Here is a 23,816-nt window from a genome sequence, read left to right on the forward strand (position 1 = left end):
AGGGAGCGCTAACCGATTCAGGTGAGGCTCCTTTTTGCTGTTATAAAATCATGACATGAAAGTTTCTTCCAATGAATATTTATGAATAACCCTTAATTGAGGTAGTCCATTCCATGGGAGGCCTATCATGTCAAAGCAAAGAACTCAGACTAATCCAACGATCCAACACCCACTCGAGCCGCTAACAGTTGCGGAAATGGCCCAAGCGGTCAGCATTTTGCGTTCTGAGCGTGAATTAGGGGAATCATTTCGATTTGTTTCATCCAGTCTCCATGAGCCTTCAAAGGAAACCGTGCTAAGCTTTAAAGAGGGGGACAGCATACAACGGGAAGCCTTTTTTGTCCTGCTGGACAATGCAGAGGGGATAACCTATGAAGCGATCGTTTCTCTAACGGAAGAAAAAGTCGTTTCCTGGAACCACATACCGGGTGTTCAGCCCGCTATTATGCCGGACGAGTTTGCGGAATGCGAGGAGGCAGTGAGAAGCCATCCGGAATTTCAGGTGGCATTAAAAAAGCGTGGGATAACGGATGTTGACGGGGTAATGGTGGATCCTTGGTCAGCTGGCTTCTATGGTTCAGAAGAGGAAGGCCAAAGGATTATCCGCGGGCTGTGCTTTTATCGGACGAGCCCTTTAGACAATGGTTATGCCCGTCCCATTGAAGGACTCATCGCAGTGGTAGACGCCAGCCGAAAAGAGGTCATTCGAATCGAGGATCACGGTGCAGTGCCCCTGCCGCCTTTGCCGGGTAATTATACCCCCGATGAAGTAGGAAGATTGAGGAGTGACTTAAAGCCGCTGGAAATCAACCAGCCCGAGGGTCCCAGCTTTGTCATCGAAGGGCATAAAATCATGTGGCAGAAGTGGCATATTCGGTTTGGTTTTACCCCTAGAGAAGGGTTGGTTTTGCATACGGTTCATTATGAGGATCAAGGCCGTCTTCGACCGGTTCTCTACCGGGCTTCTGTGTCAGAAATGGTTGTACCCTATGGGGATCCGAGTCCCATGCATAACCGGAAAAATGCTTTCGATTCGGGTGAATACGGAATTGGGATTCTGGCGAACTCGCTGCGTCTCGGATGCGATTGTTTAGGGGAAATCCGGTACTTTGATGCGGTGATGACAGATAGTAGGGGAAATGTAGCGGTGATTCCCAATGCGGTTTGCCTCCATGAAGAAGATTACGGCATTCTCTGGAAGCATACCGATTGGCGGACCGGCCATGTGGAAGTGAGGCGTTCCAGACGCTTGGTGCTGTCTTTTATCTGTACTGTTGAAAATTATGAGTATGGATTCTTTTGGTATTTTTATCAGGATGGAAATATCGAGTTTGAAGCCAAGCTCACGGGGATCATCAGTACGGGCGCCCTTCCTCCTGGGCAGAAGCCCAAGTATGGAACCCTGGTCGCTCCACAGCTCTATGGGCCGATTCATCAGCATTTTTTTAATCTTCGCTTGGATATGATGATAGACGGGACCAATAACTCGATCTATGAGGTACACACGGAAGCTGAACCTTTAGGCCCGCAGAATCCGTTGGGAAATGCTTTTTTTGCGAAATCAACCCTTTTGAAAACAGAAGCAGAAGCGCAGCAAAATATTGATCCTTTTACAGCCCGCTTTTGGAAAATAGTCAATCCGTCTGTCTTGAATGCAGTCGGAGAGCCTGTAGGGTATAAGATTGTTCAAGGAGAAACCGTGCCTCCATTTGCCCATAAGGAGTCAAGCTTGATGAAACGCGCGGGATTCCTCGACAAACAGCTGTGGGTAACCCCTTATGATGAAAAGGAAAAATATGCGGCCGGAGATTACCCCAATCAACATCCAGGAAGGGACGGCCTGCCGAAGTGGACGGCATCCAATCGCTCCATCGAGAATACGAATATCGTCGTCTGGTACACCATCGGCAGTCATCATGTGGTCCGCCCGGAAGATTGGCCGGTCATGCCAGCTGCCTATGCCGGTTTTTGCATGAAACCCGTCGGATTTTTCGACCGCAATCCTGCCCTTGATGTTCCACCGTCTAAACCTAAGCATACAGACTGTTGCCCGTAAGGCATTTGGTCCAATTTGGATGAAAAGGGCTTCTAAAAAGTTTCTCAACTTTTTAGAAGCCCTTTTCTTTGTTTTTTCATCTAACGTATCTTTCGAAACGCGGTATAAATCTCTCAAACGCCTTCTCCCTAGTCAGGCTGGAAATAGGATATCTATTGACGTATAAAGTTTAGACGACATACACTAGCTTTAACACCCTGTAATAGTCGTCATCAAAGAGAAATACAATTTAGTAACAGAAAAGGGAAACGGGGAACGGAAAATGAAATATTCTAATACTAAAGTGAGTATATCAAAGTAATGCTTGAGACGAATTTCAACTGGCTCAGACAGCGGACGACGAAGCTTGAGCTTATGGATGATTTTTCAATCGGAGGAGCTGAGCTGACGGAAGCCTTGCGCCACTTGCGGCTCATCAATCGGATTTTCGGAGCGTCCGGTCCTACACTGTACGGAGTACGACGCTTGTGGGAACAAATGGATAAGCCCAAACAGCTGTCCATTTTGGATGTCGGAGCCGGCTCGGGTGATGTTAACCAACGCCTTCTTCGCTGGGCGGATCAGGAGCAGATAGATCTCACCGTGACACTCGTCGATATCACCGAGGAGGCCTGTAAAGAAGCTAAGCACATTTTTCTGAATGAACCCCGTATTCAAGTGCTTCAGAAGGATGTATTCCAATTGCCGGAAGCATCTGCCGATATCGTTACATCCACGCAATTTCTCCATCATTTTACGAATGAGGAGTTGTCTCAGGTGACAAGTTGTATGCTGAAGGCTTCTCGAATGGGCATGGTCATCAATGATATTCATCGCCACTGGGTGGCTTGGACAGCGGTTTGGATCGTAACCCGGCTGATCTCACGGAATCGATATATTCAGAATGATGGTCCCTTGTCTATAGCGAAAGGATTCCGCGATGAGGACTGGGAACAGTTAAAGCAAACCCCTGGGTTAGAAACCTTAAGCTATTACTGGAGACCTCTGTTCCGGTACGCCGTCATTGTCTCAAAAGAAGCATAGGGTCTAAGTGAAAACCCCTTTGTAGTGGGAGTTTTTTTTTTCTGTTCATAAAAAAATTAATTAAATTGAAATAATAGTCAATTTATAGTATAGTTTTCTGAAATTGACATTTGAAATAATATACATCAAGGAGCATCCTATGAAAAATACTTGCCTTTATACGACAGAAATCTGTCCAACATGCACTGAAACCAAATGGGAGTGGTTAATATGGTGTGCCAATTGCGGAAACATCGTCTGTTCATCTTGCGTACACGACAATAAGCATGCTAATGGAATTCCATTTGATATTCCCGGACGCGGGAAACGCTATTATGCAGAATAGGTTTACTCATCAGACTGCAGTCCCTTGGATTGCAGTCTTTCTCTATGTAATCTCAAGCCTTATTTTCGATGATTTTTAGAGAGTTAATCTCCCCTGAATATGTTAATCAAGTGGAAGAGCATTTCAGTTCTTCCTTGCAAAGAGATTATTTTTTTGAAGGCATTCCAATTCGCAAAAAGGACGGCTCCAAAATTATTACTATTGCTTGGAGTTCATCGATCATTCTTAATGACAAAATCGTGGGTGTGTATATCATCTGTCAGGATATGACCGAACAAAAACAAACGGAAGAGCTGTTAAAAAAATCAGAGAAGCTTTCCATGGTTGGCGAATTGGCTGCAGGAATTGCTTGATCAAGGCTGTGGCATTCCGCAAGATCAATTGGCAATGATCGGAAACCCCTTCTACACGACAAAAGATACAGGAACGGGGCTAGGATTAATGGTTTCACATCGGATTATCCAAAACCATCAAGGAATACTGCGAATTGAAAGTGAAGAGGGTAAAGGTACAATGGTAGAAGTCATTCTACCAATCGGTTCTTAATTACTTGTGGACGGAACTAACGCTTTCACCCCAAAATGACTTTATCCGGAGCATCCTGCTCTTATTCGGTGGTAATGGAATTAAGACTAGGCTAAACCAGAATATTCTAGGTATATGAAGCAGTATCCCTGGAGGACAGGGATACTGAGGTTTGGTTGAATTCCAATTGAATGGTAAAATTTATGTAACCAAGAAAATGCAAGACAATAGGAGGGATTCAAATTGCCGGAAGAAAAGGTAATCTCAATCTTTAGTGTGAGCCAAGACAACCAGCGAGAAGAACTATACTCCGTTGAATGGTGCAAAGAGCGTTTCGAGCAGGCTTTATATCGTGTTTATCAGAACGATGACCGTCTATTCATCTTCAAACTAGACGAAATATTTAAAGGACATGTACGGTGGGTTACTGATCCTCTGAGCAATGTCGATAAGGAAGCAAAACTAACTTGCATTGAGAACGGATTGAGCGCAATCGATCAACTAAGGGAATCCTATGAATCCGGACATCTTCAATAGAGGAAAGTTATAAGGTTAAATAATATTAAAAGGAAAGCAAAAAGGACCATAATAAGGTTGCGAAAGCACCTTTCTATGGCCCTTTTTTTGATTAAATAAGTTATTACAAATGGAGGGATAATCTATGAACCAAATTAAAATTTATTTAAGAAACGGAAACATGATCGAAACGGTGACTGATAAACTTACAATCAAACGTAATCATTTTGGTCAAGTAACAGATTTGGCCTGGGAGAATATACCAGATGATTACCCTGTCCCGCTTCATCTTGATTTGACAGAAATAATCGCCATTACAAGTAGAAAAATGGAATAGTATTTATCCTCGTACATCTCATGCAAACGGGAAAAGTCAGAACGATTATAATCTACCGAAATGTCGCGAGGCCTAAAAATCGATATCAATGGATTGCGGATGCAAGCATCAGGCCGAATTGCCTTCGGCTGGTGGGAGGAACCGGTGAAGTGAACTCCCAAAAGGCGGAGGGCAGGGAATTTCCTGTCCACCGCTTTCTTGTTTGCCTGGTGATTATTAAATATGACTTCCTTCGCAACCTGACAAAATGTAAAATAAAGTATAAACGATTCATGTGAAAGGTAGTGTTTCCTTGGAGAAAAAAGAAATCGTCATCCAAAATATACATATTAAATATATGGATGAAGGGAAGACGTCGGATCCGTGCGTGCTGATGATCCATGGTTTTCCGGAATCAAGCTTAATTTGGCAGGATGTGATCAGTACCGTAAGCAGGAAAGGCTTTCGAGCCATAGCACCAGATCTTCCAGGATTCGGACAAAGTGAACGGTTTCAGGAACCTGCGGTTTGGGAACGGTACGTGGAATTTATCTCTGATTTTCTTGAGGCTTTACAAATAAATAAGGTTCATCTTTTTGTACATGACTGGGGAGGATTAATAGGCCTCAGGTGGGGAATGGAGCAGCTTCATCGTGTTTCATCAATCTTGGTTAGCAATTCGACCATTTCGCCTGACTACTCCTGGCATGAATTAGCGAAAAATTTTCAGACGGATGAAGTAGGTGAAAGAGTTCTGCGTGCCATGTCCCATCCCAAGGTTTGGAAAAAGCGTTTCGGCTCTTTGCTTCCGAATGCGGATGAAAGGATAATGAATGATTTTTATCGTGTATTCTCCTCGGAGGAAGATCATCAAACAGCACTCCAGCTGTACCGATCAGGAGATACGGAAAAATTGCGGGCTTATTCTGGCAAATTGTTGAATTTCAGTGGTCCGGTGACAATCGTTTGGGGAGAGAAGGATCCCTATATCTCAGTCCAACATGCCATAAAGCTTCGCGATGAACATATTCCTCATGCCAAAGTCCATGTTATACCCAATGCAGGCCATTTCATCCAGCTGGAGATACCTGTGCAAGTACAGCAGCTGGTAGATCAGCATTTGGACCGGGTACTCCAAACGGACGGTTAAGCTGGAAAGGGGGGCTTCCAAGTTTCTCTAGTTTTGGGAGCCTCCGTTCTTACAATCGTAAGTGGCGCATCGGATATAGCCCCTGTACTTCCTTTCGATTATCCTGCCAAGATCGAACAATGCCTTTTCATTCCCCACCTTGCTAATCAGCTGAACGCCAATCGGCATGTGAAACCGATCTTCCCCTACAGGGATAGTTAATGAGGGGAGGCCTAATACATTGGCAAAGGCTGTATAGGGCATATATTTTAAGAAGCTTTTTTGTATGGAAAAAATCTCCTTGTATAGTTTGCCATGATGCGGGGCCCCCCGGTGATAGACAGGCAGGACAACAATTTGATTTTTCAGCTCTTCCTCGCTGCGCTTATGCATTTCCAACACGGCAGCAGTGACTTTTTCACCTTGCTTTTTGGAAGGCTTAAACAAGCTAGCGCCAATTAACGCCCATGTTAAGTAACGATGGTAAGCGGAGGAGCCAAACAGGACTTCCTTTACATATTCCCGAACAAATCTGCTCCCATCCTTTTCAAAGGCAAGATCGGCAATCCCTTTTCCTGCATCGATGGACATGATTTGCTTTAGGTCAAAGGGAAAGGATTTTTTGACTGAAAAATCTTTCTGCAAATCTATCGAAATCCTTTGCAAGAGATGTTGGGTATCCTCACCTAAAGGAATAGATGGAATATCTGGAATACAAATCTCGAAATGGGTCAAATGACAATCAGGTAAAGGATGATAGGTGATGATATCATTGATTAACTTGGCGTCCTGCACGGATTTGGCGATGGCTCCTATCCCCAGCATGGATTCCTGAAGCGGATGAGTAACAAAGGGAAAATGCCCTTCCTGGGATACCTGTGAATTTCCAGATTTAAAACCAATGACGCCATTAAAATGGGAGGGAAAACGAATCGAACCTCCGATGTCTGACCCCACTCCGACGGCCGCTCCCCCGGCCCCAATCAAAGCCGCTTCCCCACCGCTTGAACCTCCAGCCGTACGGGACAAATCCCAAGGATTATTCGTTCTTCCGTATAGCTTGTTTTCCGATTCTTGGCAAAAGCATAGGGTTGGCGTATTGCTTTTGCCTAAAATGATTGCTCCTTCTTCCTTTAGTCTTCGTACAATATAGGCATCTATCTGTTCAATCTGATGGATTCGGTGGATTAATCCCCCTGTCGTTTTCATCCCTTTTATATGGAAGGATTCTTTCACACTAATCGGCACTCCAAAAAGCTTTCCTTTCGCTTTTCCCTCTTTGTACAAGCTGTCGCACAGCATCGCTTCTTGCCTTGCTGCCTCAAAACGGTCTTCAACCAGGCCATTTAGCTGGGGATTGATATGCTTTAAATGCTGAATGTAGGTCTCCGTTGCCTCTAGCGAAGAAACTTCACCTGACATGATTTTGGCGGATAATTCTGTTGCATCCCAGTCAAGCACCGCTGAATTCATTGGATCACCTCACTTTATGTTATAGCCAAAAAATACTTGTTATAAATCTTTTCATTTTTACCCTTCACCAATATATGTCGAACAGCTGGATGTTCAGCCCATCCACATCTGAAAAGTTAATCCATCGTTAGATATATTTACAAAAATTTTATATTCAGCCTAGGACTTGTTTCTCTTTTAAATGAAAAAAACGAACCGGATTCCACTGCTTTCCAGGAATAAAGGGCTGTGAAAATCATCCTTTGCATGTATTTATAATCCAATAATCATATATTCCGTAATTTTTTCTGAATCTTAAGGACTGATCTCTAGCGATTACAAAATAAATAAAAAGATTTTATTCTCATTTAACATTTCATCTTTAATATTTTAGGAGGTAATAGTAATAGAGTACAAGAAATCATTGGAAAAGGAGAGCAAACGAACATGGATCAAGAAAAACTGAATCTTTTACAGAATATGATGAACCTGAATGACTGGAAATCAGGAGATATGGATCGCCGAGGCTTTCTTCGTGCGACAGGCAAATTTGCTGCCCTTTCGTTAGGATTAACCCTTGCCGGTACATTGCAGGGACCGAGAGTAATAGGGGCTGAGCCTTTTTTTGAAACTTATCCGTTTTCACTTGGGGTGGCATCAGGAGATCCTCTGCCGGATGGCGTTGTGTTATGGACGCGATTGGCACCTGATCCGTTGAATGGTGGGGGAATGCCTAGCTATGATGTGCCCGTAAGATGGGAAGTCGCTACAGATAAGGCATTCAGCAACGTGGTACGCCATGGGGTTGAATTTGCGAGACATCAACTTGCACACTCGGTCCATGTTGAGGTAGATGGATTACACCCGAATCAGGTTTACTACTATCAATTTAAAGTAGGGAATGAAACCAGCCCTGTAGGTCGGACGAAGACTTTGCCTGCCTTTGGAAGTCAAGTGGCTAGCATGTCTTTTGCCTTCGCTTCCTGTCAGAATTGGCAGGTTGGATACTATACCGCCTATAAGCATATGGCCAAGGAAGATTTAGATTTGGTATTCCATCTGGGAGACTATATCTATGAAGGCGGGATCAGTGCCACAGCTGTTCGTCCTCATAACAGCGACGAGATCATGACATTGGAAGATTACCGCAACCGCCACTCCCTCTACCGCAGTGACGAAAATCTGCAGGCAGCCCATGCGGCATTTCCGTGGATGGTTACCATGGATGACCATGAAGTGGAAAACAACTTTGCTGGCTTGATTCCGGAAAAAGGGCAACCAGTGGAACCGTTTATCCAGCGTCGTGCAGCAGCTTATCAAGCCTATTATGAACATATGCCTTTAAGACGGTCTTCCTTGCCGCATGGGGCCAGCATGCAATTGTACAGACGGCTTTCTTTCGGTAATTTAATAGATTTCCATGTTCTTGATACCCGTCAATATAGAGATGACCAAGCGAATGGGGACGGCCGAAAGGCGCCTAGTACCGAATCGAAGGATCCGAACCGATCTCTTACGGGGGCCGATCAGGAGCGGTGGATCCTTGATGGTCTCGGAAATTCCAAAGCGAAATGGAATGTTCTTGCCCAACAGGTATTCTTTGCCCATCGGGATTTCAAGTCCGGACTCGGCGAGGAATTCAGCATGGATGCTTGGGACGGATATCCCGCTAACCGGGAGCGCATTCTGAATTTCATTAAAGAGAAGGGGATTTCCAATTTTGTTGTGCTAACAGGTGATGTACACCAAAGCTGGGCCAATGAAATTAAAGCGGATTTTCAGGATCCTTCCTCGGCAAATATCGGGGTTGAGTTTGTGGGAACGTCGATCTCATCCGGTGGAGACGGTGCCGATAGCAACAATGCCGCTCCTTCCATCCTTGCCGAAAACTCTCATATTAAGTTTTTTAACAACCAGCGCGGTTATGTACGCTGTACGGTAACTCCTGATAACTGGACTGCCGATTACCGGGTGGTTCCGTACGTCAGTCGTCCTGATGCACCAATCGCAACGCGGGCAACTTTTGTAGTAGAAAGCGGAAAACAAGAATTGCAGAAGACCTATGATGCCCTAGTTACTGCCTAGTAACGGCATTCTAAAAAGAAGTAGACCACTCGTCTACTTCTTTTTCATATGAGGGAATAGGCATTTTGAAATGAAAAAATTGTAAACAGAATGTTAAAAGTTTACACCCCATTCATATTTCCCATTCGGCCCTATGCTCCTCCTTTATCTATGAATCCTACTATCAATCTAGTTTCAAGCCATTCATAGCCCTCTAAATTATGGATTTTAGAAGGAGCAAGTAGAATTTCCTCTGCTTCATCATAAGGATGTCCCGCAAGAGCTGAAGGCCCGCAAGGAAGAACGGGTAGCGGAAGTACTCGAAATGGTCGGATTGAACCATCTGGCAAACCGCATGCCAAGCGAGCTTTCCGGAAGGCAGAAACAGCGGGTTTCTCTTGCCAGAGCGATTTCAGCTAAGCCTTCCATGTTGTTAATGGATGAGCCATTGAGCAGTCTGGATGTGGAGCTGCGACTGGAGATGAGGAGGGAAATCCAAGAGCTGCATCGTTTGACCAAAGCGGGTATTATCTATGTTACCCATGACCAAGGAGAAGCGTTGGCTATGGCCGATCGGATCGTTGTAATGAAGGATGGGAGCGTAGAGCAGGTCGGTACGCCGCAAGAAATTTATGAGAATCCTCAAACGCTCTTTGTATCAACCTTTGTTGGCAAAGCCAATCTCATTGCAGGCCAATGGGCAGGGATCCGCTTTCGCCCAGAAAGATCAAATGGCGGAGTCGAATGGGTGCATCCAGGTATTCCTGATGCGTTTCGTGAGCAGCAGCTGTATCCTGTACGACCTGAACAATTTTCAATGAATCGAGAGGGACAGGGTATTCAAGGAGTAATAACCAACCTGCAGTACCAAGGGAAAGAAGTGTATTATACGGTAGACACCCGTTCACAACAATTGGAGGTTCATGGTTCAGCCCATAAACCCTTTCGGATGGGAGAAGAAGTATTTTTAGAGTTAATGAACTGAGACAAAAGTGCTTTTGACCATGGGATGGCAGAAGCACTTTTTTACTGTTTAAGAAAGTTCGAGTTCACTAAAGCGCTTAAGTGAACAAACTTTCTTAAACGCATAAACAGCTTAATGAAGCTTTTTTTATTAATATCAAACATTTTTCTAAAGATTTTTAATTCAATATTGAAAAGTTATATTTTATCCTATACATAGATTCATATAAACCTTATCGGAGAAAGGGAAGCATTCACCCATACTTTCTAAGAAGCGCTTTCAATAGGGTGTGGAGGGAGGACAAGATACTGAATTATATTCAACAAATCGTTCTAAACCAAACTGGAAATCATGCATTCGTTATCGATACGCACCAGAATCAGTGGTTTTGCCGTTACGAGCGTCAGCCTGGGCAGGGGGTGGAGAATTACCTCCTTGAGGTATTCCTGTTTTTTATCCATGATCGCTGGCGTTATTTTGACTGCGATGCTGCGTAATTAAAGAAGGCTGACTAGAGGCCGGATAAGGCCCGTTAGACAGAAATAAAGGAGGCAATGAAATGCCCGTTGGTATGTTGGCTCATTTAGCAGGGACTCTTCCATATAAGGAGTCGGCTGAGAAAATTGGTGCGCTCGGATTTCGTCAAGTACAATTGGCTTTATGGAAAGCTTTCAGCGATCAGGATTTCACTAAGCCCGGCAGATTGAGCGCAGGATTGGCGGAGTCTATAGCGGAAGAGTTCAATAAGCATGGAGTCTCAATTCCCATCCTTGGTTGTTACTTGCATTTATTTGATCGTAATGAAGAGCAAAGGCGCGAAAATGTCGAGCGTTTCAAAGAACTGCTCCGATATGCTCGTTCATTTGGTGCATCCATGGTTGCAGCTGAAACCGGGAAAAACCTATGGGGACCATTCAATAATTTGGATTGGGCAAATTTAAGGGGGACAATAGAGGAGCTGCTTGAAGAAGCGGAAAAGCGGGGAGTGTTCATTGCCATTGAGCCTGCTCATGAACATCTCATTGATACGCCGCAAGTGATGCGGCAATGGCTAGAAGAAATCCCATCAGACCATCTCGGTGTCTTGCTGGATCCCGGAAATCTATTAACCCGTGATAATATTGCCAACCATGATCATGTTCTAAAAGAAGCTTTCGTTTTGTTAGGAGATCGGATCCTAGCCTGTCATGCAAAAGATCGATTGGCTCTGCCGAATGGTGAACTCCAAAGTGTGGCACCAGGAGAGGGGCAAATGAACTATCCGCTATTTATAAATCTCCTGAAACAATACCAACCGAAAGCACCCATTATTCTAGAATGGGTAAAGATACATCAACTTTCAGACAGAAGAAAGTATATTGAAGAATTGTTAAATACATAGCGGAGAAAGGGACTTTAGGAGAAATGGCATTACAGATTTCTGATAATGAAATATTTCTATGGCCAGGATCGGCTCCCGGTTCAGAGAAAGTAAACATTCCGGAGCAAATCATCGAAAGAAGTAGTGATCCCAATGTGATGGACCGAGCGATTATCGGCATTACGAAACCCAGTATCATTCCATTCTTCCCAATTAAAGAGAAGGAGAACGGAGCTGCTCTACTCATCATGCCAGGTGGCGGATATGAACGGCTGGTCGTTGACAAAGAAGGATATGATCTAGCCGAATGGTTAAATTCCAAGGGAGTGACGGCTTTTATATTAAAATACCGCTTACCAGGAGAAGGGCATCGACATCGACATCTAGTTCCTCTGCAGGATGCCCAGCGGGCCATGAGATTAATTAGGCAGAATGCCGACAACTGGGGGATCGATGTCAATCGAGTAGGAGTTTTAGGCTTATCTGCAGGCGGACATTTGGCATCTACCCTCGGCACCAAATATGCAGCCGAGGCATATGAAGCCTTCCAGGACGTCGATCTTCTGAGTGCGAAGCCCGATTTCATGCTTCTCAACTACCCTGTTATTTCCATGGATGAAGGAATCACACATCCAGGATCACGAATGAATTTACTTGGAAACAACCCAAGTCAGGATATGATCCGGATGTTCTCCAATCATCAGCATGTTGATGCAAATACTCCTCCTACCTTTGTCGTTCATGCTAATGACGATACAAGCGTGACAAGCAAAAATAGCATCTTGTTTTATGAAGCATTAAGAGAGTCCAAAGTGGATACAGAAATGCACATATTTCGCAAAGGCGGTCATGGATTTGCCATTCGACTCGCTGAAGGATCTGTTGCTCGATGGACGCAACTCGCCGAGGATTGGTTAACAGAGATGGGTTTTATAAACTAACTGAAGAGGCTGTCCCTAAAAAGAGCTAAAAGAACCGGCATTTTTAGGGCCAGCCTTTTTCCTCTGAAAGTATCTGAAACGCTCAACTTGACATATAACAGCATTCCCACTGCTGGTTTTCTTTCATGGGGGAGGTTTTATCATGGGAAGCGTGGAGGGGCATGATGAAAAGGTCCGTCCTTTGGCTATGGAGTCAGGGTACAAGGTAATTTCCCTAGATTATCGTCTGGCCCCAGAACATCCGTTTCCGGCAGCGCTCAATGAGGTGAGAATTCTCCACTTATTCAATAGAGTAAAATGGAGAGGGAGTCCCTAAAGCCTATCTTTGGGGACTCCCTCTTTTCCTGAGTGATTTGGTCGTCTTAATTATTCTACTTGCTGCATCGTTCGCTCAAAAAGCTTGATCTCATTGTAGGCCATGAGAAGGGGGGCCACACCGTGTCCGTTGTTGTCCACAACAGCTTCACCGTGGATATAATAGTCAAAGCTTCCATCGCGTACAACGCCCGTTTCAGGATGGGTACCGAGCCCTGCACTCTTACAAATGCCACCGAGCAGAACTTCCCCGTTTACTTCTCGGAGATACTGCTGTAATGTGCCATCAAATGCTTTTTTGCCGGTCTCTGCATATTCTTTAGGCAGATACCCGAGTCGCACGCCTTTTAAAATGGCATAAGCGAGCATCAGCGTTCCACTAGATTCCAAGTAATTTTCTGGATGGCTGCCCATATCTACCACCTGATACCACATACCTGTACTATGCTGATAAGCTATCATGTCATTCACCGTTTCCTTTAAGAGCACCTGTAAATCTCCCGAATCAACCTCTTGGCCCTCTAGTAATTCAAGGACATCCACTAGTGCCATAGCAAACCAGCCAATAGCGCGGCCCCACACATGAGGGGAAAGACCCGTTTCCTTGTCACACCAGAACATTTCACGACTCTCGTCATAGGCGTGATGATACAAATTCTTTTCTTGATTGTAAATGAATTTTCGTACATTTCTAAATTGGTTCAATGTATCATCGTAGTTCTTATTCTCTTCAAATTCTTTAACATATTGTACATAGAAGGGTTGGCCCATATAAAGCCCATCGAGCCAAATTTGGTTCGGATAGTTTTCCTTGTGCCAAAAGCTCCCTGATTGTGTTCGTGGATAGGTGGACTTAAGCTGCCCGTATATCTGATCAAGAACTTTTTTGTATTTTAGATCTTCCTCTTTTTTGTAAAGGGTGAAGAGGATGGATGCCATTCTGATCTGATCAATGCTATAGTAATTGAGATCAATCTCAGGAATATTGCCTTCATTATCATAGAGATTGTCAATAAAATCCTTCACAAAAGAGTAATATTCATTTTTTTCGGTTTGTTCATAGCTGTCCAAATAAGATTTAAGAATACAGCTTTCAATATAGTGCCATCTTGCTGAATACCACTTATCGCCCACCATATACTGTTCTCTTAACTTATCAACTAGTTCATATGCCAAAACAATACACCTCCAAAATAGTAAAATTAATAAGATGAAAACGTTTAAAATTTAATATGTTTTCATCCATCGCTAGCATGAAGTAAAGCAGTTCGTTAAATTGAATTGTCTAGTCAAAACCATAAAACTAATTTTTAACAACGTTTTCATTACAAGGATTATTATACAAAAAGAGAGCTGTTTTGTATAGAAATAAATCTTTTTATTTAAATAATTTGCATTTCAGAATTACATAAAAAGAGGCTAATCCCAAAAGGTTCGATTTATCGGATCTTAGGGGGTAGCCTCTTATTCTTTTTTTACAAAGAGCAGAGCATCGATTATTCAGTTTGAGGTTCCTGGCATGACTTTCTCTCTGCGAGTTCCACATCAATTTCGGTAAAGAAGGGGAGTTGATCTGTTCCTTTCGTGATGGTTAAGAGGGATCGGGCAATGTTTTCTGCAATGGAATCGATAGGTGCTCCCACTGCCGTTATCGGGATTTCGAAATTATCCATTTGTGGGATGTTGTCATAGCTTAGAATCGAGAGATCTTGCGGGACCTTGATTCCTTCTTCCTTTAATGCCCTCATAATTCCGACCGTGATGTCGTAGCTTCCGCTGATGATAGCTGTTGGTTTAAAATTGGACTTGAGAAGTTGTTTGGTGGATCTGTATCCCCCCTCCGAACTATTCCCGCCTGTATTGACGGTCATTTCTGGGTGTGTAGGCAACCCGAAATGGATAATCCCTTCAGAAAAACCTAAGAACTTTTCCTGCTGCGTCATTTCTTGTTGGGATAAATCACCGATATAGGAAATCTTTTGGTGCTTCTTTTCGGATAGGTATCGAACAGCCTCAAAGATCGCTTTTCTTCGATTGACATCTATTGCAGGAAAAGGTGATGCTCCCGGTTTGCCGTAACAGAGGATGGGAACGTTGGAAGAAAGCAAATCGGACTTTTTCTGCATTTGGTTTTCCTCTTTAAAAATAAGGATGGCGTCCACTTGAAACAGATTGAAAAGGGTAACCGCCGAATCAAAGGGGTTGATAGATAAAAGTGTATGGTAATCATAATTTTCCAATATATCGTTGATCTTGGTAACCAACGTAGACCAGGCAGGGCGTTCCACTGTCGGCCAAACGATGCCAATAACATGGCTTTTCTTCGAAACGAGGCTTTTGGCAACCATGTTGGGTTGGTATCCCAGTTGTTTGGCTACTTCAAGAATTTTATCCTTAGTTTTTTTCTTAACTAAGGGACTATCATTTAAAGCTTTTGATACAGTAGAGTAGCTTACGTTAGCTACACGAGCAATGTCTTTGATGGTAACACTCATGGGTGATCCTCCGATAACGGTTATTATCTAATAGTTTAAACGATTTCATTTGTGATTAGAATAAAAAAGTATAAATTTGGTTGAATTAAAAGCTTTCCAGCTAAATTATATTGAAAATTGGAAATTAATCATATATAGTTTATCTTATCACAAATTAACAACGTTGTAATCAAAATTAGATAAAGGAGGGGAACGATGTGATACAGTATGAAAACATTCATCATGTAAGTTTGATAGTAACGGATTTGGAGAAGGCAAAAGCTTTTTACAGCCAGGTGCTAGCCTTGCAGGAAATCCCGCGTCCCGACTTCAACTTTCCAGGGGCTTGGTATCAGATAGGCAGCCAACAGCTGCACCTGATTGTTCATCCGGCGGCACAAACGCTGAGAACGAAGGGAGGAATCGATACGAAGGATGGCCATTTCGCCTTGCGAGTGAAGGATTATCATCGAACAGTAGAATGGCTTAAAAATATGGCGGTCGAGATGGTTCTAAAGCCCAACAGTACCGCCGGTTTCTCACAAATCTATTGCTGTGACCCGGATGGAAATGTCATCGAATTCAATGTCGATCATTTGATTGAGGGGGAAAGCAATGGAAGCTAGAGGTTTGACAGGAGGGTTCTATTGGCTCTGCCTATGGATCACGCGATTGGCCTACTTGAACATATTGTGGATAGGATTTTCGTTAGCCGGATTTGTGATTTTCGGTTTATTTCCTTCAACCGCGGGTATGTTTTCCGTCACGCGAAAATGGGTAGCAGGGGAACCGGATGTTGCTGTTTTTGGAGTGTTTTGGACGACATTCAAAAAGGAATTTATGAAGTCCAATATGATAGGCTTCATTTATTTCATTCTAGGGATAATCCTGCTTTTGGATCTTAAATATTTTTCTTCGCAACAAGGACTTATCTATCAGGCGATTACCATTGCCATACTGACTCTCTCTGCTGGGTATATGGTCTCTGCGCTTTATATTTTTCCTGTTTTTGTTCATTACGAAGCGAAGATGCTGCAACATATTAAAAATTCCATTTTAATCGCAGTCGCCCTGCCCGCCCGAACCATAGCGATGGGGGTGGGATGCCTAGGTTTGATCTTTACCATTCTCTATTTTCCAAAACTCCTTCTTTTTTTTAGCGGAAGCCTTCTTAGTCTGCTCATCATGAAGTCGGCTTATCTTTCTTTTGAAAGAGTGGAACAGCTGAAGTCTAAGCCAGAAAGGGACTTGGAAAAGAGGTTAGAACAGCGCACGGTACTTCCTAATTAAGAGATTTGCGACAATAAAAAATATTGCATAAAATTATTGATAATATATTGAAAATAGTGTAAGTTGTATTTATAATAAAAATAACAACGTTGTAAAAATAATTGCAAATCACTTCAACGTGATAACAGAAAGGAAGATATGATGTACCAATTTGAAGGACAGGTAGTTTGGGTTACCGGAAGCAGTACGGGGATTGGCCGGGCAGCTGCAATCGGATTTGCCGAACATGGAGCAGATGTGATCGTTCACTACCAAAATAGCCGCAAGGAAGCAGATGAAGTGGTTGCCGAAATCGAAAGACTAGGAAGAAGAAGTTTGTTGCTCCAAGGAGATGTTTCGGACAGCAAGCAAGTTCTTCAAATGGCAGATCGAATTGAGAGCGTTTTCGGAAGAGTGGATGTCCTCATGAACAATGCTGGCTCTTTGATTAAAAGAGCAAGATTGGAAGAGCTGGATGAGGAGTTATGGGATCAAGTGATAAATGTGAATTTAAAATCGGTTTACTTGGTGAGTAAGGCCGTACTTCCTCTCATGAAGAAGCAAGGGAAAGGAAGGATCATAAATGTGACCTCGATTGCTGCCCGCAACGGGGGAGGGATGGGGTCGATGGCCTATGCCGCGGCTAAAGGAGCGGTAAGCACATTGACTCGGGGAATGGCGAAAGATTTAGTAGAATACAACATTTTGGTTAACGGCCTTTCTCCGGGAACCATCAGCACTCCCTTCCATGATCGTTTTTCAACGCCTGATTTGAGAAAGCGTGTAGCCGCAACGATTCCTATGGGACGTGAAGGTACACCTGAAGAAACGATTGGGGCGGCCCTGTTCCTGGCATCAAGCTATGCTAATTTTCTAACAGGTGAAATTATTGAAGTGAATGGCGGGCAATTAATGGACTAAACGCCCATGAATAATCAGATAGGGGGAGATAAGCTTTTTACAGAAAGTCATACATTTTTTAAGAATAAATAACAACGTTGTTATATTATTAGCTATATACTATTCATTTGAAAGGGTGTTCATTATGCAACGATACTATAAAGCACAACAGGCAGAAGGCTATCAAGAAATCATTCGCGAAGAGGACCAAGTGTTGAAGTACCTCGCTTTCGGCAAACTATCCCTCAAACAGGGTCAAACTTATGAATCCCAAACCAATGGATATGAAACGTCTTTGGTCATCTTAACCGGTAAAGCGACGATAGCTGCCGAAGGTCAGAAGTGGGATAACTTGGGCGGCAGAAGCAGCGTATTTGAAGGAAGGGCGACCACTGTTTTTGTTCCTTGCCAGTCCGCTTATCAGATCATTGCCGCGACAGATGTGGAAATCGCCGTATGCAAGGTAAAAGCAGAAGAGAAATTTGCTCCTTTCGTCATCACCCCAGAAGAAGTAACCGTTCATTATCGCGGGAAAGCCCAATGGAGTCGCCAAGTTCATGACATTATTGCAGACAATGCAGACAACCGCGTACAGCGCACAGTATTAGGAGAAACCTTCAGCGACCCCGGACAATGGTCCGGCTATCCGCCTCATAAGCATGATGGGGAATTCGCGCCGGAAGAACCAAATTTAGAAGAAATCTATTATTACCAAGTGAACCCGGAGCAAGGTTTTGGTGTCCAACTGCACTATACGAAAGATTTATCCATTGATGATGCGCATATCATCAGACATGGAGACAGCTTTGCTATCGATAAGGGATACCATCCGGTTGTGGCAGGTGGAGGCTATCAAGTCTATTATTTATGGTTCATGGCGGGGGATACCGGCAGAACATTAAAACCCTACGAAGATCCGGATCACAGATGGCTTAACAACAACTAATTAAATAGTGGGTAGACATAGCCTTTTATTGTTCCAGCTATGTCTATCTTTTTATACATGGCGGATAAGGCGGTGAAAGAATGCAAGAATTCCAAAGGAAACTGGAACATATTCGGGTACTAATGAAGAAAAGGCAAATATATGGGTTGCTCATTTCCCAGCAAAAGAATTTTTCTTGGCTCACTTCGGGAAGAGGGTTCGTCAACCAAGCGACGGAAAGAGCTGTGGGAACCATTTTGGTCACTCTCGACTCGACATGTTTAATCGCAAATAACATTGAAGCTGTCCGGCTTATGGAAGAAGAAGTCCAGGCTGAATTTGACCAAGTGGAAGTCTTTGCTTGGCATGAACCAACCCGATTGAATGAAATCATTTCCCGTTTAGTTGGGGATGAAAGAGTTGCATGGGATACCGAGCTAGAGACGGATTTCATAGCCCTGCGATCGGTGCTAACGAGCCGGGAGAAAGAGCGTATCCGCCGCTTGGCTCAGGATACAGCCCAAGCATTGGAACAAACCGCTTTTGACATTCAGACAGGGGAAACGGAATTTCAAATCGCTTCCCGCCTGGCTGCTCATTGCATCAAAAGAGGAATTGAACCGATCGTTAACCTGGTTGCCGCTGATTTGCGCGTATTTAGCAGAAGACATCCGCTGCCTACCTCTAAGCCGCTAGATAATTACGCCATGCTCGTGATAGGCGGGCGCCGTCAGGGACAGATCGTTTCGGCCTCCCGATTGGTTCATTTCGGCCGACCGTCTGATGACCTTCTATATCGACAGAAAGCGGTGGCTACGGTGGATGCGGCCATGATTTCCCATACCGTGCCCGGTACACATTTTTCCGATTTGTTCGTCCACATGAAAGAAGCGTATCAAGCAGTCGGGTTTGCTGATGAATGGAAATATCATCATCAAGGGGGCCTAAGCGGCTACTTGTCCAGGGAACAGCTTCTGCTTCCGGATATCTCCCAACAGGTTCAGCGGGATCAAGTGTATGCTTGGAATCCAAGCATTGCTGGGGTTAAATCGGAAGATACGATCATGATTACGGAACAGGGGACTGAGGTCTTGACCTTTACAGGGCAATATCCGATGGTTGAGGTGGAATGGAATGGCCAAAGAATCGAACGGCCAGGCATTCTCATCCGTTAGGGATGGCGAATGACGTCGGACAAGAAACGAAGTATACCAAAAAAACAGTGAGCTAGAAGAAAGGAGAGCTTCATGCAAATTCGAGACGGAATGAATTATGCGCCAAAGGGGAAGTCGAGTCCAGTTGTATCAAAAGGGGAGTTTCCTTTTGCCGCCATGGCTCTGGATCACGGACATATCTACGGCATGTGCCATGGATTGACCGAGGCGGGAGCGGATTTGAAGTGGGTATATGATCCGGATCCGGCAAAAGTAGATGCCTTTTGTAAAGCCTTTCCGCATGTGAAAGCGGCCAGATCTAAGGAGGAGATTCTTCAGGATCCGGAGATTCGATTAATTGCCGCAGCCGCCATTCCATCCGAACGGTGTGATTTGGGCATACGGATCATGGAGCATGGAAAGGATTATTTTACCGATAAGGCCCCTTTGATTAGCTTGGAACAGTTAGACAGGGCTAGAGCCAAAACAGAGGAAACAGGGCGTAAATATGCTGTTTACTACAGCGAAAGATTGCATGTGGAAAGCGCTGTTTTTGCCGGCCAATTAATCAAAGATGGAGCCATCGGACGCGTTCTTCAGGTACTGGGGATGGGTCCGCATCGGCTGAGGGCATCAAGCCGACCGGAATGGTTTTTCAAAAAGGAAAACTACGGCGGAATTCTATGTGATATCGGCAGCCATCAGGTTGAGCAGTTCCTCTATTACTCGGGCACTGAGAATGCAACCGTTTTGCACAGCAAGGTGGCCAACTATAACCATAAGAACTATCCGGAATTGGAGGATTTTGGTGACGCGGCGCTTATCACAGACAATGGGGCAAGCGGTTATTTCCGTGTAGACTGGTTCACTCCTGATGGTCTCAGTACTTGGGGGGATGGCCGGATGTTTATTCTTGGCACGGAAGGAACCATTGAAATCCGTAAATATGTGGATATTGCCCGTGAACGCCTAGGCAATCAACTGTATCTGGTGAATCATGAAGGTGAATATCATTTCAACCTGAATGGTCAAGTGGGCTATCCATACTTTGGACTGCTTATCCTGGATTGCATAAACCGCACGGAGAATGCCATGACCCAGAAACATGCCTTCAAGGCGGCTGAATTAGCCTTGCTTACCCAAAAACAGGCGATTCGAATAGAGTGAATAAGGAGGAAGGCGAATGTCCAGGAACATCGGATTTGCGTTAATCGGCTGTGGCGTTATCAGCACTAGACATGCGGAAGAAATTGCAGCTATTGAAGGAGCGGAATTAGTTGCTGTTGCCGATGTGGACAGGGATAAGGCGAAGGCCTTGTCTGCCCGCTTCAGTGTGGATTGGTATGTGGATTACCAGGAAATGCTGAAACGGGATGATGTCGATGTGGTAAATATATTGACTCCAAGCGGCATGCATGCAGAAATGGCTATCGATGCTGCCCGAGCCGGCAAGCACGTCGTTGTCGAGAAGCCGATGGATATTCATCTCGATAAGGCAAAGGCCATGGTACAGGCCTGCCGTGATGCAGGAGTGAAATTGTCGATTATTTCGCAGCACCTTTTTGACCGTTCTACGATTCGCGTAAAAGAAGAAATCGAACAAGGAAGCTTAGGAAATATGGTTTTGGGCCAAGCAGCCATCCATTGGTATCGCTCACAGGAGTATTATGACAGCGGGGATTGGAGAGGTACGTGGAAGCTTGATGGAGGAGGCGTCTTAATGAATCAAGGGATACATACCATTGATATTCTCCAGCATTTAATGGGCCCAGTAGAAAGTGTCCATGCTCACACCGCTACGCTTGCGCACGAACGGATTGAAGTGGAAGATGTTGCCGTTGCCACCCTCAAGTTCCAAAATGGGGCATTAGGAACGATCGTAGGCACCACAAGTGCTTTCCCTGGATTTTCGGCACGCCTCGAGTTGTTCGGGACAAACGGTTCGGCCATCATCAATAATGATATACTAACGCACTTGTACATTCGGAAAGAAGGGGAACAGGGGGCTATGTATGGAAGGGGACCCGCGGAAAACCTGGCGGACATTTCAAGTGCATCGGAAAGCGCAGGAGCGTCATCAGAACCGGCAGCGATCAGCGGATTCTCTCACCGCATGCAGATTTTGGATATGATCAACGCCATCCATGAGGATCGTGAACCTTTTATCAATGGTGAAAAAGGCTTGAAGCCGTTGGAGATTGTCTTAGCGATTTATAAATCGGCAGAAACAGGCCACCCTGTTTTTCTTACGAAATAGAATGGTTGTCATCTTTCAAACGTTATTAAAAGTTCTAACCACAAGGGGAGCTTTTGTGGAGAATGGAACAACACAAACCGAAATAACCGATATTGCAATCATTTTAAAATGTTTTAAAAATTTGGTAAAAGTGTATTGAAAAGATTCGCAATCTACAATATAATATAAATATAACAACGTTGTTATAAATATTTGAGATTGAATTTAAATTGAAAAGGAAGTGACAACTAGCCAAAAGTTAGGGTACGAGTCAAACCGGTTTGTGTGAATGAAAGCGGTTCCTAATAATAGCGTAATCGTCAGATCAGAGATTCTGTTCATGACTTTTACATAAACAAAGCAAAACAAACGTTTGATAAATACCATATGGAAGGCGGTGACTATAGAAGAATTGTTGTTCAAGTCTCCGACAACATGAGTTAATTGAAAGCGTTAACAGATAGGCTGTGTGATCATTCTTAAATTTACGAATTGGGGGGCAAGTAGATGATAAAAAGCAAAAAGTGGTTATCCGTACTGACTTCAGCAGCGATTCTTGTCAGCATAGCGACCGGTTGCGGCGGCTCGACTGAAACAAGCCAGCCAGCTCCAGCTCAAGGCGGTGAAACGGCCGGAAAGGCGGAAGATAAGGGCAAGGAACCCGTTGAACTCCGTCTGATGTGGTGGGGTTCCCAGGATCGGCATGACCGAACGCTGAAAGTAATTGAAATGTATCAGCAAGAAAATCCTCATGTCACGATCAAGCCGGAGTTTCTGAGCTTCGACGGATATTGGGAAAAGCTGACTACACAGGTTGCGGGCAAAAAAATGCCTGACGTTGTGCAAATGGACTATAAATTCCTGAATGACTATGTTTCCCGCGGCACCCTGCTTGATATGAACCCGTTGGTGGAAAAAGGACTCATCGATCTCAGTGATTCGGATGCCAATGCCGTGGACGGGGGAAAAGTAGACGGAAAATTATACGCACTGAATTTAGGTTCCAATACGACTTCGCTTGGTTATGATCCGGAATTGTTTGAAAAAGCCGGCGTCGAACTCCCACCGGGTTACACCTGGGATGACTTAGCCAAGGTATCTCGCCAGATTAAGGAGAAATTAGGGATTTACGGTGTTGAGCCTTTTGAAGATATGAAAGGATTCCAACAGCATCTTCGTTCCCACGGTTTAAATGTTTACAGCAAAACAGGCGATGGCCTTGGTTATGATGATGACAAATATTTGGTCGATTATTTCTCCTTCTGGAGAGGTTTAGTCGATGAGGGTGCGGCTGCTCCGATCGAAGATTGGGTGCAAACAGCCAATCAGCTTGAGAACCGAATGATGGTGCATCAAAAAGCGGCATCTGGAAGCGTACACAGCAACCAAATTAAAGGTCTCATGAAGGGTGCGGGACGGACAATGGGCGTGACGACTTATCCGGCCGGACCTGGAGATCAAAAGGCCCAATTCTTAAAGCCGTCTCAATTCTTCTCCATTGCGGCTACAACCAAACACCCGGAAGAAGCAGCCAAATTCATTAACTTCTTCACCAATGATCTAGAGGCGAATGAAATTCTTGCGGCAGAGCGTGGTGTTCCGATTTCCAAGAAGGTTCGTGATCACTTGAAGCCACAAATGGATGAGTCGGGTAAGATTATGTTCGACTATCTCGAAGTAGCGGCCCAGCATTCCCGCGAAATTGATCCTCCAGATCCAAAAGGCGCAAGCGAAATTGAGAACCTTTTCAAAAGAATCAATCAGGAGGTCCATTACAAGCAATCCACTCCTGAAGCTGCCGCAAAGAAATTCCGTGATGAGGCTACTAAAATCCTGAAGGAAGCCAACGCTAAATAATTTACAAACAAGAGG

Annotated in this window: 23 protein-coding genes and 1 pseudogene; 21 read left to right on the forward strand and 3 right to left on the reverse strand. The window is 44.3% G+C overall.

Annotation, left to right across the window (positions count from 1 at the left end):
- The first annotated feature begins 127 nt into the window (after positions 1-127).
- From ABLT31_RS05420 to ABLT31_RS05455, 8 genes and pseudogenes are all read left to right on the forward strand, one after another.
- Positions 128-2,056 carry a primary-amine oxidase gene (locus tag ABLT31_RS05420; protein ID WP_367749508.1) on the forward strand — a complete coding sequence of 643 codons (1,929 nt, stop codon included), beginning with the start codon at positions 128-130 and terminating at the stop codon, positions 2,054-2,056.
- Positions 2,057-2,356: 300 nt separating this feature from the next.
- On the forward strand, positions 2,357-3,079 hold the full coding sequence (locus ABLT31_RS05425; protein WP_367749510.1) for an SAM-dependent methyltransferase: 723 nt from the start codon (positions 2,357-2,359) through the stop codon (positions 3,077-3,079).
- 139 nt (positions 3,080-3,218) lie between these two features.
- The gene (locus tag ABLT31_RS05430) at positions 3,219-3,404 is read left to right on the forward strand and encodes a hypothetical protein (RefSeq protein ID WP_367749512.1); all 186 of its coding nucleotides are present in this window, start codon (positions 3,219-3,221) and stop codon (positions 3,402-3,404) included.
- 68 nt (positions 3,405-3,472) lie between these two features.
- On the forward strand, positions 3,473-3,757 hold the full coding sequence (locus tag ABLT31_RS05435; RefSeq protein ID WP_367749514.1) for a PAS domain S-box protein: 285 nt from the start codon (positions 3,473-3,475) through the stop codon (positions 3,755-3,757).
- Positions 3,747-3,950 (forward strand): annotated as a pseudogene (locus tag ABLT31_RS05440) (ATP-binding protein); the annotation flags it as partial. The gene ABLT31_RS05435 and the pseudogene ABLT31_RS05440, both read left to right, overlap by 11 nt.
- Before the next feature lie 222 nt (positions 3,951-4,172).
- Entirely contained in the window at positions 4,173-4,466 is a 294-nt protein-coding gene (locus tag ABLT31_RS05445; protein ID WP_367749516.1) for a hypothetical protein, read from the forward strand.
- Positions 4,467-4,590: 124 nt separating this feature from the next.
- Positions 4,591-4,782, forward strand: coding sequence for a hypothetical protein (locus ABLT31_RS05450; RefSeq protein WP_367749518.1), 192 nt, complete (start codon positions 4,591-4,593; stop codon positions 4,780-4,782).
- Between the two features lie 292 nt (positions 4,783-5,074).
- Positions 5,075-5,911 carry an alpha/beta fold hydrolase gene (locus ABLT31_RS05455; protein WP_367749520.1) on the forward strand — a complete coding sequence of 279 codons (837 nt, stop codon included), beginning with the start codon at positions 5,075-5,077 and terminating at the stop codon, positions 5,909-5,911.
- 27 nt (positions 5,912-5,938) lie between these two features.
- Here the strand turns inward: ABLT31_RS05455 and ABLT31_RS05460 are convergent, their stop codons facing one another.
- Positions 5,939-7,363: an amidase gene (locus ABLT31_RS05460; protein ID WP_367749522.1), complete on the reverse strand. Its 1,425-nt coding sequence runs from the start codon at positions 7,361-7,363 to the stop codon at positions 5,939-5,941.
- Between the two features lie 426 nt (positions 7,364-7,789).
- Here ABLT31_RS05460 and ABLT31_RS05465 point away from each other — a divergent pair, with 426 nt between their 5' ends.
- From ABLT31_RS05465 to ABLT31_RS05485, 5 genes are all read left to right on the forward strand, one after another.
- On the forward strand, positions 7,790-9,427 hold the full coding sequence (locus ABLT31_RS05465; protein ID WP_462976465.1) for an alkaline phosphatase D family protein: 1,638 nt from the start codon (positions 7,790-7,792) through the stop codon (positions 9,425-9,427).
- A 262-nt stretch (positions 9,428-9,689) separates the two neighbouring features.
- A complete protein-coding gene (locus ABLT31_RS05470) occupies positions 9,690-10,391 on the forward strand; it encodes an ABC transporter ATP-binding protein (RefSeq protein ID WP_367750222.1) in 702 nt (233 codons plus the stop codon).
- A 538-nt stretch (positions 10,392-10,929) separates the two neighbouring features.
- On the forward strand, positions 10,930-11,751 hold the full coding sequence (locus ABLT31_RS05475) for a sugar phosphate isomerase/epimerase family protein (RefSeq protein WP_367749524.1): 822 nt from the start codon (positions 10,930-10,932) through the stop codon (positions 11,749-11,751).
- Positions 11,752-11,774: 23 nt separating this feature from the next.
- Entirely contained in the window at positions 11,775-12,671 is an 897-nt protein-coding gene (locus ABLT31_RS05480) for an alpha/beta hydrolase (protein WP_367749526.1), read from the forward strand.
- 112 nt (positions 12,672-12,783) lie between these two features.
- Positions 12,784-12,987: an alpha/beta hydrolase gene (locus ABLT31_RS05485; protein WP_367750225.1), complete on the forward strand. Its 204-nt coding sequence runs from the start codon at positions 12,784-12,786 to the stop codon at positions 12,985-12,987.
- Between the two features lie 50 nt (positions 12,988-13,037).
- Here ABLT31_RS05485 and ABLT31_RS05490 read toward each other — a convergent pair whose 3' ends face one another.
- Positions 13,038-14,162, reverse strand: coding sequence for a glycoside hydrolase family 88/105 protein (locus ABLT31_RS05490; RefSeq protein WP_367749528.1), 1,125 nt, complete (start codon positions 14,160-14,162; stop codon positions 13,038-13,040).
- 320 nt (positions 14,163-14,482) lie between these two features.
- Entirely contained in the window at positions 14,483-15,481 is a 999-nt protein-coding gene (locus ABLT31_RS05495) for a LacI family DNA-binding transcriptional regulator (protein WP_367749530.1), read from the reverse strand.
- Positions 15,482-15,678: 197 nt separating this feature from the next.
- Between ABLT31_RS05495 and ABLT31_RS05500 the strand changes: the two genes are divergently transcribed.
- The 8 genes from ABLT31_RS05500 (at position 15,679) to ABLT31_RS05535 (ending at position 23,801) form a co-directional block, all read left to right on the forward strand.
- Positions 15,679-16,086 carry a VOC family protein gene (locus ABLT31_RS05500; protein ID WP_367749532.1) on the forward strand — a complete coding sequence of 136 codons (408 nt, stop codon included), beginning with the start codon at positions 15,679-15,681 and terminating at the stop codon, positions 16,084-16,086.
- Positions 16,076-16,750, forward strand: coding sequence for a YesL family protein (locus ABLT31_RS05505; RefSeq protein WP_367749534.1), 675 nt, complete (start codon positions 16,076-16,078; stop codon positions 16,748-16,750). Before ABLT31_RS05500 ends, ABLT31_RS05505 begins: the two co-directional genes overlap by 11 nt.
- Before the next feature lie 141 nt (positions 16,751-16,891).
- Entirely contained in the window at positions 16,892-17,650 is a 759-nt protein-coding gene (locus tag ABLT31_RS05510; RefSeq protein WP_367749536.1) for an SDR family NAD(P)-dependent oxidoreductase, read from the forward strand.
- Between the two features lie 124 nt (positions 17,651-17,774).
- Positions 17,775-18,575: a 5-deoxy-glucuronate isomerase gene (iolB, locus tag ABLT31_RS05515; RefSeq protein ID WP_367749538.1), complete on the forward strand. Its 801-nt coding sequence runs from the start codon at positions 17,775-17,777 to the stop codon at positions 18,573-18,575.
- Positions 18,576-18,655: 80 nt separating this feature from the next.
- Entirely contained in the window at positions 18,656-19,729 is a 1,074-nt protein-coding gene (locus ABLT31_RS05520; protein WP_367749540.1) for a M24 family metallopeptidase, read from the forward strand.
- Positions 19,730-19,801: 72 nt separating this feature from the next.
- Entirely contained in the window at positions 19,802-20,875 is a 1,074-nt protein-coding gene (locus tag ABLT31_RS05525) for a Gfo/Idh/MocA family protein (protein ID WP_367749542.1), read from the forward strand.
- 16 nt (positions 20,876-20,891) lie between these two features.
- Positions 20,892-21,965 carry a Gfo/Idh/MocA family protein gene (locus ABLT31_RS05530; protein WP_367749543.1) on the forward strand — a complete coding sequence of 358 codons (1,074 nt, stop codon included), beginning with the start codon at positions 20,892-20,894 and terminating at the stop codon, positions 21,963-21,965.
- A 486-nt stretch (positions 21,966-22,451) separates the two neighbouring features.
- A complete protein-coding gene (locus ABLT31_RS05535; protein ID WP_367749546.1) occupies positions 22,452-23,801 on the forward strand; it encodes an ABC transporter substrate-binding protein in 1,350 nt (449 codons plus the stop codon).
- Positions 23,802-23,816 lie beyond the last annotated feature (15 nt).

Source organism: Ammoniphilus soli, assembly GCF_040813775.1.

Excerpts from the sequence above, each read along its gene's own strand:
- ABLT31_RS05420 (WP_367749508.1), top strand. The coding sequence starts at position 128 with ATGTCAAAGCAAAGAACTCAGACTAATCCAACGATCCAACACCCACTC.
- ABLT31_RS05425 (WP_367749510.1), top strand. The coding sequence starts at position 2,357 with ATGCTTGAGACGAATTTCAACTGGCTCAGACAGCGGACGACGAAGCTT.
- ABLT31_RS05430 (WP_367749512.1), top strand. The coding sequence starts at position 3,219 with ATGAAAAATACTTGCCTTTATACGACAGAAATCTGTCCAACATGCACT.
- ABLT31_RS05435 (WP_367749514.1), top strand. The coding sequence starts at position 3,473 with ATGATTTTTAGAGAGTTAATCTCCCCTGAATATGTTAATCAAGTGGAA.
- ABLT31_RS05450 (WP_367749518.1), top strand. The coding sequence starts at position 4,591 with ATGAACCAAATTAAAATTTATTTAAGAAACGGAAACATGATCGAAACG.
- ABLT31_RS05460 (WP_367749522.1), bottom strand. The coding sequence starts at position 7,363 with ATGAATTCAGCGGTGCTTGACTGGGATGCAACAGAATTATCCGCCAAA.
- ABLT31_RS05465 (WP_462976465.1), top strand. The coding sequence starts at position 7,790 with ATGGATCAAGAAAAACTGAATCTTTTACAGAATATGATGAACCTGAAT.
- ABLT31_RS05475 (WP_367749524.1), top strand. The coding sequence starts at position 10,930 with ATGCCCGTTGGTATGTTGGCTCATTTAGCAGGGACTCTTCCATATAAG.
- ABLT31_RS05480 (WP_367749526.1), top strand. The coding sequence starts at position 11,775 with ATGGCATTACAGATTTCTGATAATGAAATATTTCTATGGCCAGGATCG.
- ABLT31_RS05495 (WP_367749530.1), bottom strand. The coding sequence starts at position 15,481 with ATGAGTGTTACCATCAAAGACATTGCTCGTGTAGCTAACGTAAGCTAC.
- ABLT31_RS05505 (WP_367749534.1), top strand. The coding sequence starts at position 16,076 with ATGGAAGCTAGAGGTTTGACAGGAGGGTTCTATTGGCTCTGCCTATGG.
- ABLT31_RS05510 (WP_367749536.1), top strand. The coding sequence starts at position 16,892 with ATGTACCAATTTGAAGGACAGGTAGTTTGGGTTACCGGAAGCAGTACG.
- iolB (WP_367749538.1), top strand. The coding sequence starts at position 17,775 with ATGCAACGATACTATAAAGCACAACAGGCAGAAGGCTATCAAGAAATC.
- ABLT31_RS05520 (WP_367749540.1), top strand. The coding sequence starts at position 18,656 with ATGCAAGAATTCCAAAGGAAACTGGAACATATTCGGGTACTAATGAAG.
- ABLT31_RS05525 (WP_367749542.1), top strand. The coding sequence starts at position 19,802 with ATGCAAATTCGAGACGGAATGAATTATGCGCCAAAGGGGAAGTCGAGT.
- ABLT31_RS05530 (WP_367749543.1), top strand. The coding sequence starts at position 20,892 with ATGTCCAGGAACATCGGATTTGCGTTAATCGGCTGTGGCGTTATCAGC.
- ABLT31_RS05535 (WP_367749546.1), top strand. The coding sequence starts at position 22,452 with ATGATAAAAAGCAAAAAGTGGTTATCCGTACTGACTTCAGCAGCGATT.